Origin of the sequence: Mesorhizobium sp. M0664 (assembly GCF_040320565.1) — a bacterium.
Classification (GTDB): domain Bacteria; phylum Pseudomonadota; class Alphaproteobacteria; order Rhizobiales; family Rhizobiaceae; genus Mesorhizobium.
Map to the genome: position 1 here is coordinate 15851 of NZ_JAMYPW010000032.1, position 12362 is coordinate 28212.

Genomic DNA, 12362 nt, shown 5'->3' on the forward strand with positions numbered 1-12362 from the left:
TTCCGCCGACATGAAGATTTCCGTTCTGACGGTCTGCTGGAATTCGGCGGCAACAATTCGTCATACGCTCGACAGTTTCTTTGCCCAGGATCATCAGGACAAGGAACTGATCGTCATCGACGGGGCATCGACCGACGAAACGCTCGCAATTGTTCACTCCTACGCCGGGCCAGGATTGAAGATCATTAGCGAGCCCGACCGCGGCATGTATGACGCACTGAACAAGGGCCTAGCACTTTGCACCGGCGAGGGGATCGGCGCCCTTAATGCCGACGATGCCTTTCATGACGCTTCCGTGCTCGGCAGGATCAGCGAGGCCCTTGCCGAGAACGACATTGTCCACGGCCACCTCGACTTCGTCGACAATCATCAGAGCAAGCGGGTGGTCCGCCGCTGGCGGGCAGAGCCAAGGCCTCATGATGGATTCCGGTCCGGCTGGATGCCTGCCCACCCAACCTTCTATGTGCGCCGTGCCGTTGCCGAAAAGAACGGGCCGTTCGATCTGGCGCTCAAGGTTTCCTCCGACTATGACTGGATGCTGAGAGCCGTCGAGCTGCACGGATTCAGGATAGCGACAATCGATCAGATTCTCGTCGATATGATGATCGGGGGGGCCAGCACAAGGAGCTTGCGTTCGCACATCGGGCACAACCTCGAAGCGCTGCGTGCCAGGCGCCGTTGGCTCGGATCAGGTCCCGTCGACTATGCGCTTATTGCGAAACCGATGCGGAAGATAGGGCAGTTCTTGTCGAAACCACATCGAAGCGACGATCTTTCCGCTTGAAGAGGCCGTGCGCCCCCTCGCGAATTGGCCGGTTTCTCGAACCGGATGAATGCGCAATTCTTGGCGGATGGACTACAGCATGTATATGGATCCTCAATCATGGACGGTCGTAAATTGAACAACCAGCAACGTCCCAAACTGCAGAACCTCAACGATGAATGACCCAAAGAGTATTTTAGAGCCAATCGGGGGCTATGTCCTCGATGTCGTCGCGAAGCTGCGCAACCGGCAGTTTGTTCCGCACTCGCTGACGAAACTGCACAATATGAAAACGTGCAGGGACATGACCGGCGCGACGACCGCGGTAGAGATAGGTTCCTATAAGGGCGTCACGACCAAACGCATGTCTTACCTCTTTGAGAAGGTAATTTCGGTCGAGATCGACGAAGAGCTGTACCATCAGGCCAGCAAGCGCTGCGCGGGGCGCAAAAATGTGGAGTTGATGCTGGGAGACGGCGCAAAGCTGCTTCCGGACATAGCCGCGGAAGTGCGGACCGCACTGATTTTTCTCGATGGTCATTTCAGTGGCGGCATAACCGGGCAAGGTGACGAACCGGAGCCGGTATTGAAGGAACTGGATCTCATCCAAGCAAACCTCGACCACTTCTGTGCGGTCATTGTCGACGATTTTCGGCTGTTTGGTGTCGAGCCGGGATGGCCGCGAAAAGCCGAAGTGATGCAGAAACTAGAAGACGTGTTGCCAGCATCCGAATGGGCTCACGGGGTCCTGAACGATCAGTTCCTTGCAGTCCGCAAAAGACCGGCGAAATGAGCGAGCGAGATCTGGCGCGTGCGCATCTGCACTATCTTCGCTGGTTCCTTATGCGGATGGGCACATCGCCGATGGCCGCGGCCGGGCGTCCGCCGACCATTGCCATGGTGTTCCTAATTGGCGATCTGGTATGTTTCGAAGTATCCTGACTGTCCTGTCGGGTTCAGTGATTGCGCAAATTATCGCGGTTGCTGTTCTTCCCGTCCTGACGCGGCTCTACGACGCCGAAGCGTTCGGCCGATATCAGATATATATTTCGATGTTGAACGTGGCGGTTATGTTCGTCGCGTTTCGCTACGAGGTCGCAATTCTGGGCGCGCGAACGGGGAGGGTGTTGGACAACCTGCTGAAATTGACGTTTCGGCTTTGTCTGGTGACTAGCCTGATCGCCTTTCCTGTCGCGGCTGCCGCTGATTTCTGGATGCCCAGCGGCCTGTCGTCGACATTGCACGGAACTATCTTTTTTCTACCCGTCGCGATGGTTGTCGCCGGAATCTACCAAATGCTTACCTACTTGCCGATTCGCGAGCGCAATTATGGTCTCAGCGCACGGTCCAAGATCCTGCAATCGCTGGGGTTCGCGATTGGCGCGCTTGGATGCGCGTTTTTGCCTTTGATCGGGTCTGGTCTTGTACTGGCTGATGCTTTTGGGAGGCTGGTTGGGAGCATCAACATCTTGTTCGAGAGCGGCAAGCTTTGGCGAAGGCTGGTCTCGCCGATTTCATTTTTGCAAATGAGATTTACCGCGATCCGATTCCAAAAATTTGGATTGTTCACCTTCCCGGGAACCCTTTTGTCAGCAGTTAGTGCTGCGGTTCCGCCGTTCGCCTTTCTTGCGTTGTTCAACCTCGAGATCGCGGGACAGTACGCCCTTATCGAGCGGTTTGTTCTGATGCCGGTAGGCATTGTGGCCGTTGCGGTGTCGCAGGTTTTCACAGGCGAATTTTCGACATTGTATCGGACGGACAAGCAAGGGTTGAACAAGGCATTTCGACGTTCGCTCCTACAGCTTCTTGCCATCGCTCTCTTGCCGACCGTACTCGGAACGATACTCTCGCCAAGCGTTGTTCCGCTTGTCTTCGGGGCGGATTGGGCTGTGGCGGGCAAGCTCTGCGCCATTGCCTTCCCAATCGCTTATGTGCGTTTCGTCGCCACGGCTCTGACCATGACAATGATCATCGTCGATCGCCAGTCGCTCCAGTTCGTTTGGGAAGCAAGCCGCTTCATTTTCACCTTGTGCATCTTCGGTTGGCTCGGTTGGGTAGGGGTCGACAATCCAATGACGGTTATGGTCTGGTACGCTTTGGCGACCGGTATCACCTATGCCCTCCAGCTTGCATTGGCCGATTACGCGACCAGGGCAGCCAACTTGCAGGCAACGGAAAGCAAAGGAATCATTTCATGAGGGTGAGCTTGGCATTCGCTGCGCAGCGAATATTCGGCATGTTCGGCTATCATTTGCGAAAGCTCGAGCACGGCGTGCGCATCGATGACTCGTTCGCGGAGCAACTGCGTCTGGCCGGCGATGCAGTCACCACCATCTTCGAGGTAGGCGCAGCGGACGGCCGTGATACCCGCACATACGCCGAGAGGTGCCCGAAGGCGATCGTTCACGCCTTCGAACCGCTGCCGGAAAACTTCGCCAAGCTCCATAGCATTGCCGAAACCGAGCCGCGCATCGTTCCGGTCAACATGGCGGTTTCTTCGAAAGTAGGGACTTCTGCGTTCCACATCGCTGCGCTCCCAGACGCCAGTTCCCTGTTTAAGCCGCGCAGCACTGGATCGACTTTTGACAAGTACACGGCAGAAATTGGTGTCGTGGATGTGCAAGTGGTTACTCTGGATAGCTATTGTGAGAAGGCAGTAATACCGAGCATAGATCTTCTCAAGATGGATGCGCAGGGAGGCGAGTTGGATATTTTGAAGGGGGCTGCAAATCTCCTTAAGAAGAAGGGAATAAGGGTCATCTACACGGAAGTAAATTTCATGAGAATGAATGAAGGCTCGTGCCTTTTTCATGAGGTCACGGGATATCTCGAGCAGGTGAATTACGGGCTACACGCCATTTATAACCAGCATCATAACCAGTTCGGCCGGCTGGCCTGGGCGGATGCGATATATCTGCCGAATATTGGATGATTTCCCGCATTCTCGGTAGGACGCAGACGCGCATGGCACATCTTTACGGCTATCCCGATATCGGCCGTTTCGGCCTCGGCCATAGTATGCTGGCCTGGGCGCGCTGCGAGGTGTGGTGCCGGGAGAACAATGCACGCATGCTCGGGCCGCGCTGGTTGCGCCCGCGGATCGGCCCCTATCTGCGCCGTGAGCGGGACAGGCGCGAATATTTCAAGCTCTTCACCAATGAGGGCTATCTGGGAGAGCCGTGGCGCACCGTGCTCCTTGCGTCGGCGCGCAAGGTTTCGGCGGATACAGCCGACCCTTTGGCATACACAGGCCACACGGTCGTCGTTTTCAAGAACACCGTTGCGTCCAACTTTGAGAAGCATTTCCATGAGGTCCGTGGCCACGGGCCGATGCTGTACGACGCGTTTCGCCGGATCACCCGCAAAAAGTACCTGCCGCAGGCGCTCGGGTCGCCCTTCGTGGCCGTCCATGTGCGGCTTGGCGATTTCACCCGCTTCGATCCGAACCGGGTCGAGGCGGGAACGCACAACAATCGGCTTCCGATCGAATGGTACTGTGACAGCCTTGTCGCCCTTCGCAGGGGGCTGGGCATGGACATGCCGGCTCGCGTCTTTTCTGACGGAAGCGATCCCGATCTCCTTCCATTGCTTGGTCTGCCGGACGTTCGCCGCGCCGACGATGCGGAATCGGTCACGCATATGCTTGAGATGGCTCAGGCCAGCGTGATCATTGGAGCCGGCTCGAACTTCAATCTGTGGGCTGCTTTTTTTGCGCAAGTGCCGCGGATAACCTACCCAGGCCAGGCGATCGTGACCGTTAACGACGATCCATCCCGCGAAATCAGCTTCCGTGCGAGTGGCTCGCTCCCTGACATGTTCGTGGAGCACGTCAAGAGACAGTTCTTGCCTGAGGCGGGCAGCTCGTGTGCTATCGCTCAAAGCAGTTAAGACCAGTCGTGGAAGGTGGTACGATGGTTCTCAAGAAGTTTATTGGCTGGAACAGGGACGCCGCTGCATGGCTCGAAAGTCGCTTTCCCAGGATCTTCGGCGCGCCGTCCTACAAGGCAGAGCTTGAGCATCGCATTGCCGACGACATTGCGCACCTGAAGCCGTCTGCGGTCCTCGAGGTCGGCGGAATTGACCGGCCGCTTCTGCGGCGCGGCCTCGGCTTTAGCTATATTGGTCTCGACATCGAGGAAAAGCCTGACTGCTATAGTGTTTATGATCGTTTCTTGGTGCAGTCGATCGAGCAGCCGGTCGATGTCGAAGCAGACATGCTCGTTTCCATCACGCTGATGGAGCATGTGCCGGACAATAGAGCGGCAGCGCGCTCAATGTTCTTCGTCCTGCGGCCAGGTGGTGTGATGCATCACTACATTCCGTCGAAATGGCATCCCTATTCGATAGCGCTGCGGATTGTTGGGCCGGCTGTTCAAAAGTGGCTTATCCCGCACCTTCGGCCCTCAGCAGTTGGCGTTACTGGCTATCCCGCCTTTTTCGATCACTGCTCTCCCTCTGACATGACAGGGCTGTTTCGCAACCAGGGTTTCGAGCAGGTCGATGTGATCTCATTCTACCGCGCCAGCGATTATTTTGCCTTCTTCCTGCCCGCCTACCTTTGCGTTGCCCTGTTCGAAAACCTCTGCGCTGCCCTGAACTGGAGCATCTTTTGTTCCGGCTTCGTCATCAGCGCTACAAAACCCACACGATAGCAGAACAATGCCATGCGACTTTTTCAAAATTCTGGACTGAATCCGACTTACCGGCCCCGCCTTGCGGATCTCGTCGGAAAGGGCCGCGGATTCGAGCAGCAAAAACAGGTTTTCCTGAACGACCGCTATGGGGCGGCGCATGTTCTTTTGCCGATACTCGGGCGCAGCCCAGAGGGCTTCTTCACCAATGGTGACGATGAATCGCTGCAACGGGCATGGGCCAGGGAGAACGGGCTGGGCGAAGACACTCGAATGGCCGACATTCTCCTTGCTCAGATCGAGCAGCACAAAGCCGATGTCTTTTATAATCTCGATCCATATCGCTACGATGCCTCCTTTATCAACCGTTTGCCGGGACACGTGAAACGAAAGATTGCGTGGCGCGCCGCGCCAGGCAAGATTGACTTTTCCGGCTACGATCTCGTCGTCTGCAACTTTCCTTCGATGCGGCGACTTTGGGAGGAACAGGGCGCAAAGACTGCCCACTTCTTTCCGGCGCACGACCCGGAGCTTGATGGGGTGGCCGCGAATCGGAACAGAGACATCGATGTGCTTTTCTTCGGCGGCTACAGTCGCCATCACCAGCGTCGGCGGCAGATCCTGGAAACGGTGGCTCACCTTTCCAAGCGCCACCACGTCGTCTTTCATTTGGACCTGTCGCGGTATACGCCGCTCGCCGAGACGCCGCTCGGCTGGTTCGGTCCCTTACGGGCTGTGCGTCGCCCGCCTGCTATCCGCAAGGTCAGTGCGCCTCCGGTATTTGGCCGCGCCATGTATGCTGAACTCGGAAGAGCCAAACTCGTCGTCAATGCCTCGATCGACATGGCAGGCCCAGACCGCGGCAATATGCGCTGTTTCGAGACGATGGGAGCTGGGGCCCTCCTGGTCTCCGATTCTGGTAACTATCCTTCACCGATGAGGGATGAGGAAACCATGATCGTCTATGAACGGCCGCAGGACGCGGCAAAAAAAATCCAACAGAAACTCGAGGACGGAAGCTGGGACAAGATTGGTTGGGCAGGTCACCGCGCGATTCGCGAAGAATACAGCAAGGAACGCCAATTTGCCCGCTTTCTCGAGTTGATCTAGAGGGGATGCGTTGGCATTCATCGGCAACCCTCTAATTATATTTGTTTTAGCCGCATCTCTGCGGCGCCGGTAATTGAGCTGCGCTGAAACGTTCAGATGGACAACTTGGCGATGCATTTCGCGCCTCCGATCATTTCCGGCCCCGATCGAGCGGCTCCTTCAGCTGGCCACCTCGAGGGCGGCTGGCAAGATTGCCGCCCCATTGGACCATCAACTTGCGCAACCGGCCCCTTCCCTTATCGCAATCCCCAGAAAGGATTGATTTCTTGGCGCAATCGAACGACGTGAAACCTGTTTGGGTGACCGGAGCCGGCGGGTTCATCGGGCTGCACCTCTCTCGATTTCTGGTCGAGCTAGGCCATCATGTCGTCGGCTTCGGCCGAAGAGAGGCTCCCGGTTTCGCCTCGGCCACTCGCGCCTCATTCCTGTCCGGCGGCGTGACCGCTGAAACCATGGGGGCGGCACTGGCCGCATACGGTCGCCCGGCAGCCGTCTATCATCTGGCGGGCGGCTCTACGGTCGGTCAGTCGATTGCCGAGCCGCTGAAGGATTTTGAACAAAGCGTCGTTTCCGCGGCCTGTGTTCTCGATTTGCTGCGTCGTCACGCACCGGATGCCCCGGTCGTTCTGGCATCCTCCGCTGCCGTCTATGGCGGCGGCCATTTCGGCCCGATCAGGGTCGATGCCAGGCTCGATCCCTATTCCCCTTATGGTCATCACAAGCGCATGGTGGAGGAACTGGGCCGGTCATATTGTGCCGCGTACGGGCAGGCGGTCTCGGTCGCCCGGCTTTTCTCCGTTTATGGCGGGGGGCTGCGCAAACAGTTGCTATGGGACCTCTGCGGCCGGCTCGCGGCAGGCGAGACCGAGATAGTGCTTGGTGGAACGGGAGCGGAAATGCGGGACTGGCACCATGTCTCGGATGTCGTGCGATTGCTGCATCGCGTGTTGCCCGCCGATGCACCGCGTTTCACGATCTACAATGGCGGTGCTGGCGCCGCTGCTTCTGTCAGGACGATTGCCGGCATGGTTTTGGAGGCCTGGGGAGGGAAACATCGCCTCTCGTTCTCAGGAGAATCCCGGCGCGGCGACCCAGTCAACTTGATCTCCGACCCGTCCGGCGTCCCGGACGGACTTCAGTTGCAGGTACCGCTCGGCCAAGGCATTGCCGGATATGTCGATTGGTACCGCGCCGAGATTCTCGGCGAGCCGGTCGGCCATTTGCGACGCTTCGCGCCTTGATCACCGTCGGCTTCACTCTCATTGGCCGCGGAACCTGGTCCGGCGGCGAGTCCTACTTGCGCAACATGTTGGGCATCATCGCCTCTGAGTTGGACGGCAAGGTACAGGCGAAGCTGTTTCTAACGCCGGAACAGCACGCGAGCGTTGGGGCATCTTTTGATCATATGTTGGCCGCGCCTGCCGTCGTTGACGACCGCGTTGTAGGCGCGGGGCTCGGCAAGCGAGGCCTGATCGCAGTCGCTGGCGGGACTGACCGCGCTTTTGCGGATCTCGTCGCCGGCCACGCTGTCGATCTTGTGTTCGAAGTCGCTCAGTGGTTCGGCAACCGGTTTCCGCTGCCCGTCATTTCATGGCTTCCGGACTTTCAGCACCGTCGCCTGACGCACTTGTTTTCGCGCCGCGCCTGGTGGCGCAGGGATCTCGGTTACCGCCTGCAGACGTCAGGCAACCGCACCATAATGCTCTCGAGCGAGGATGCACTCGCCGACTGCGAAACATTTTATCCTGCCTCGCGCGGCAAGACCGCCGTCGTGCGCTTCGCCATCCATCTCGATCCAGCCGCAGTCATGGCACGCGCCGAAGCCGCGCGCCGGGCGCACGATCTGCCCGAGCGCTTCTTTTTTCTGCCCAACCAGTTTTGGATCCACAAAAACCACAGTGTCGTCGTCGAGGCGTTGAAGCACATCGACCGGCTTGGCGCGTTGGACGGCTTGCCGCCGATAGTGCTTACTGGCCGCACGACCGACCCGCGCGATCCGACATGGTTCAAGCGCATGATGGATCTAGCCCAAACATATCGGGTTGAAGGTCATTTTCGACACCTTGGGTTGATTCCCTATGATGATGTCGTCGCACTCATCGGTGCTACTGACTGTCTTTTGAACCCTTCGCGTTTCGAGGGGTGGTCAACCACGGTCGAAGAGGCGAAGTCGCTGGGCGCGCCCATGTTGTTGTCAGACATTCGGCTGCATCGCGAGCAGGCTCCAGACGCGCTCTTCTTTGCGCCGGACAGTGCCGAAGCCTTAGCACAGCATCTGCTCGAAATCGGGCAGCGCCCGCGCCTTGTCCGCGACACTGTTGCCGTGCTGCAGCGTCGCCAACAGATTCGCCGCCGCGACTACGCGACGGCACTCCTTGCCTTGTTTGAAAAGACCAAAACCGTCGCGCGTTGATGGTTGAATGGCGCGTCTGGTTATGGCGGAGTGGCAACTTGTCGATCAGGAAGGTGGCGGTATTTGCCTTCATAGCGCTGGCGTTTGCGGGCGGTTTTCTTGTCATTATCGTCACCAAGGGAACCAATATTCACGCGCCGGCGCTGAAGCCGGTCGCGGCCATGACACCGTTCGAGGGCAAGCTTGTTGTCCAATCGATCGACGATTTGCGCGTCGGTGGTCGCAAGATCGTGCTGTGTGGCGTCGCATTTGCCATGCCCCAATCCATGCGCGCCGTGGTTACCGAGGCCGCGCGCCGGGAATATCAGGGGCTCGCTTTGAGGTGCAAGCCCGTAGGCTCGGGGACACCTTGTGACGGCAACGTTACGTCAACATTTCGTGGCGCTATCGTTGCGCAATGCCTCACCCCGGATGGCATGGATCTGGCTGCGAAGCTCGTCGAAATAGGCATGCTGTGCGGGCAGCCCGCCCAGGCAGGTTTAACCTACAAGTCTTGCGCACTAGGCTCGTAGCTCCCTTCGGACGGCCGAGTAGGCGGCATGAGAACATGGTCACTGCAGACGTGTGCAAGAATCGGAACAATGGTGGTGCGGTCATTACGAACGCCAAATTGGCTCGCTGGCAACCGACTCTATTGCGGCCGCCAGTAAAGATGGTACATTTCGATATTCAAAATGGTGTGTTCAATCAACCACACCGAAACCAAAATTTATCTCGCATATGCGAAATGGGTTGGAATTGACGCAGAAAGCTGTTACGCGCTTTTGAGTACCTTGGCGGTTGGGTGGGCCTCAGGTAACGTGGGACAGAAGGATTGATGCGGATGAACCTAGTGTTGAAAAGTGCGTTGGCCGGAGTTGTTGTGTTGGCCGGCTTCGCCCCGGTGTCGTCTTTCGCGCAGGATGGGTCGTGCACCTGTGCAACCGCTTATAACGGCGGAAATCCGATTGGATCGCTCGGCAGCGTCAATGGCGACGTGATGATCTCGCAGGTGGCTGGGTATGGCCCGGCGCAAGCGGGCGGCGCGCTTGATTTCGGCAGCCGCATTGTGGTCGGTGCCAAGGGATCGGCTTCGGTTAATGTTGGCAGCTGCAATTTGAGCGTGCCGGCCAATTCGACCCTCGATATCTCCCGTGCTGGGAACAAGATTTGCCTCAATGTTCTCGGTTCCGAGCACACCGCCCAGACGGGCAATTCGACGGGTACTTCTAATAACAATACGCCGCTCTTTATCTTTGGCGGTATGGCACTTGGGGCCGGTATTCTGGCTGCGACGGCGGACAAAGATCACGGTCACGCCGTTAGCGATTAAGCTGACCGAAAATAAGGCAGTGGCAGCAGGGGCGCGTGGCGCTTCTGCTGTTCGTCTGTTGGCGACAGGGCGGCGTTGGCCGCTGATGTGCTGTAGTCAGTATATTAGTCGAATCGCTTAAGCCCGCCGTGCGAATTTGCGAGGCCTACGGCCGGGAGGGGAAGGGCGGGATGCCAGTCTATCTAGGCATTATGGCCGAATCGCAATCTTCCGCTTCGCTGTTGTGTGTCAGTGCGAATTGCAGTCTCGACATTCCAGCGGCGGGCAAGGTCGATCCGAGGAAGGCGGCATGTGCGCAGCGCTGGACACATCGGGACTTGGCTTTGCGCCAACTCTGTCAACCTTGTTGAGTGGCGCTGTTGTCGGACTGTACGATGACAACTCTCTCCGCCAGTAGCCGGTGCCTGGCATCCATCGCATCGCGTGAACTTGACAAATGCGTCACTCGCTGTCTTGCGGATGACGCTTTTGTCTTTTTGGGGGATGATGTCGCTACGTTGCTTCCCTGCAGTCACAAACGCCCATGATCGATCTGCATTCCCATATCTTGCCCGGCCTCGACGACGGCTCACCTAGTCTTGCCGAATCGCTGGAGATGGCTCGACTGGCGGTCGCCGACGGGACGACCCACATGGCGTGCACGCCGCACGTAACGCCGGGCGTATACGAAAACGGAACACCGAATATTGTCCGGGCAGTTCAAGAGTTGCACCAGGCGCTGCGCAGCGCCGCCATACCGCTTGCCCTCTATGTCGGCGCCGACGTTCACATAGCACCGGATCTTCCCGAACAATTAGCCTCTGGCAGCGTGCCGACCTTAAACAGGTCCCGCTATTTTCTGTTCGAACCGCCTCATCATGTCCTGCCCCCACGAATGGAGGATCTTGCCATACGCCTCATAAGCGCTGGGTTCATCCCGATTCTTACGCATCCTGAGCGTTTGACCTGGATCAAAACGAATTACGACGTTATCGAGAGGCTGAATGCAGTGGGGTGCCTCATCCAGCTTACCGCAGACTCGATTGTTGGTGCTTTTGGGCGCACGGCGCTTTACTATTCGGAAAAGCTGATTGACGAGGGCAGGGTGGATATCATCGCATCGGATACGCATAGCGCAACTCGGCGGCGTCCCGGGCTTTCACAGGCGGTTGCTGCAGCTGCCAAGCGATGTGGGGAAGGCGAGGCCCGTAACATGGTGCTGAAACGTCCAGGCGAAATATTGGCGAATCGGCCCATCGAGCCGGTCGGAAAAGCACGTCCGAAAATAATAAGCGCGGGCAACGCCGGCCGCTTTGGAGGTTTGGGCCGCTTGTTTAAGGGCGGGACAGCGTAATGGCAATCTTTCGCTTTGCAGAAGGCCACGCAAACACGATATTCATCTTGCTTGCCTCACTTGCAATATCGGCATGCACGAGCACCTCGTCGACGACACCATCTTCATCGAGTTCGGTCGATGCGCTGCAATTGACCTCGTCATCGACGCCACTTTCGGGCGGTGGCGCGCTGAAGATAGTGAAGGATCTGCCTGCACCGCAAAACACCCAGAACGGCAGCGAGCAGCCTTTGTCTCCGAACGATGTGCTCGAGGTAAATGTGTTTCAGGTCGATAACTTAAACAGAACGGTTCAAGTCGACTCTGGGGGGCAGATTTCGCTCCCGCTTATCGGCACGATTACCGCGGCAGGGAAGACCGTCCGTCAGTTGGAGCAGGAGATCGAGACCGCCTACGGCGCCAAATACCTGCAGTCTCCCGACGTCACGATTTTCGTCAAAGAATCGATCGGACAGCGCATTACCGTCGACGGCGAAGTCAACAAGGCCGGTATTTATCCCGTGTCGAGCAATTCTTCTCTCATCGATGCGATTGCCCTTGCTGGAGGGTTCAATACCGTTGGGGATGCAAAAAAGGTTTTTGTCTATCGCAATATCGGCCCAAATACATTGGTTGCTAATTACAATGTTGAGGAGATTCGTGGTGGCAAAAGCCGCAATCCGCGCATTTATGGCGGCGACAAGATTGTGGTCTTCGCCTCGAAATCGAAAATTGCGATGAATAATCTCAAGGACGCGCTAGGCATAGCCTCGAGCGCCGCGCGAATTGCCGTCATTCCGGGGATCTAGCTCGCAGCCGGT

At 57.6% G+C, this 12362-nt stretch carries 13 protein-coding genes; all 13 read left to right on the plus strand.

What is annotated here, in order from left to right; all coding sequences use genetic code 11:
* Positions 1-10: 10 nt before the first annotated feature.
* The 13 genes from NKI39_RS23550 to NKI39_RS23610 all read left to right on the plus strand — a co-directional run bounded on the left by NKI39_RS23550 (position 11) and on the right by NKI39_RS23610 (position 12350).
* Positions 11-784 carry a glycosyltransferase family 2 protein gene (locus NKI39_RS23550; protein ID WP_352834747.1) on the plus strand — a complete coding sequence of 258 codons (774 nt, stop codon included), beginning with the start codon at positions 11-13 and terminating at the stop codon, positions 782-784.
* A gap of 154 nt (positions 785-938) precedes the next feature.
* Entirely contained in the window at positions 939-1556 is a 618-nt protein-coding gene (locus tag NKI39_RS23555) for an rRNA adenine N-6-methyltransferase family protein (protein WP_352834749.1), read from the plus strand.
* A gap of 130 nt (positions 1557-1686) precedes the next feature.
* Positions 1687-2961: a lipopolysaccharide biosynthesis protein gene (locus NKI39_RS23560; RefSeq protein WP_352834752.1), complete on the plus strand. Its 1275-nt coding sequence runs from the start codon at positions 1687-1689 to the stop codon at positions 2959-2961.
* On the plus strand, positions 2958-3695 hold the full coding sequence (locus NKI39_RS23565; RefSeq protein WP_352834755.1) for an FkbM family methyltransferase: 738 nt from the start codon (positions 2958-2960) through the stop codon (positions 3693-3695). Before NKI39_RS23560 ends, NKI39_RS23565 begins: the two co-directional genes overlap by 4 nt.
* A 32-nt stretch (positions 3696-3727) precedes the next feature.
* Entirely contained in the window at positions 3728-4651 is a 924-nt protein-coding gene (locus tag NKI39_RS23570; protein ID WP_352834757.1) for a hypothetical protein, read from the plus strand.
* A gap of 8 nt (positions 4652-4659) precedes the next feature.
* Positions 4660-5415, plus strand: a complete 756-nt coding sequence (locus tag NKI39_RS23575; protein ID WP_352834760.1) for a methyltransferase domain-containing protein — start codon at positions 4660-4662, stop codon at positions 5413-5415.
* Between the two features lie 12 nt (positions 5416-5427).
* Positions 5428-6504, plus strand: coding sequence for a glycosyltransferase family protein (locus tag NKI39_RS23580; RefSeq protein WP_352834762.1), 1077 nt, complete (start codon positions 5428-5430; stop codon positions 6502-6504).
* Between the two features lie 266 nt (positions 6505-6770).
* Entirely contained in the window at positions 6771-7745 is a 975-nt protein-coding gene (locus tag NKI39_RS23585; RefSeq protein ID WP_352834765.1) for an NAD-dependent epimerase/dehydratase family protein, read from the plus strand.
* Positions 7742-8917, plus strand: a complete 1176-nt coding sequence (locus NKI39_RS23590; RefSeq protein WP_352834768.1) for a glycosyltransferase — start codon at positions 7742-7744, stop codon at positions 8915-8917. The genes NKI39_RS23585 and NKI39_RS23590 overlap by 4 nt, the downstream gene beginning before the upstream one ends.
* A gap of 38 nt (positions 8918-8955) precedes the next feature.
* Positions 8956-9429, plus strand: a complete 474-nt coding sequence (locus NKI39_RS23595; RefSeq protein WP_352834771.1) for a hypothetical protein — start codon at positions 8956-8958, stop codon at positions 9427-9429.
* A 311-nt stretch (positions 9430-9740) separates the two neighbouring features.
* Positions 9741-10229 carry a hypothetical protein gene (locus NKI39_RS23600; protein ID WP_352834774.1) on the plus strand — a complete coding sequence of 163 codons (489 nt, stop codon included), beginning with the start codon at positions 9741-9743 and terminating at the stop codon, positions 10227-10229.
* A gap of 523 nt (positions 10230-10752) precedes the next feature.
* Entirely contained in the window at positions 10753-11562 is an 810-nt protein-coding gene (locus tag NKI39_RS23605) for a tyrosine-protein phosphatase (protein ID WP_352834777.1), read from the plus strand.
* A complete protein-coding gene (locus NKI39_RS23610) occupies positions 11562-12350 on the plus strand; it encodes a polysaccharide biosynthesis/export family protein (protein WP_352834779.1) in 789 nt (262 codons plus the stop codon). The genes NKI39_RS23605 and NKI39_RS23610 overlap by 1 nt, the downstream gene beginning before the upstream one ends.
* The last annotated feature ends 12 nt before the right edge of the window (positions 12351-12362 follow it).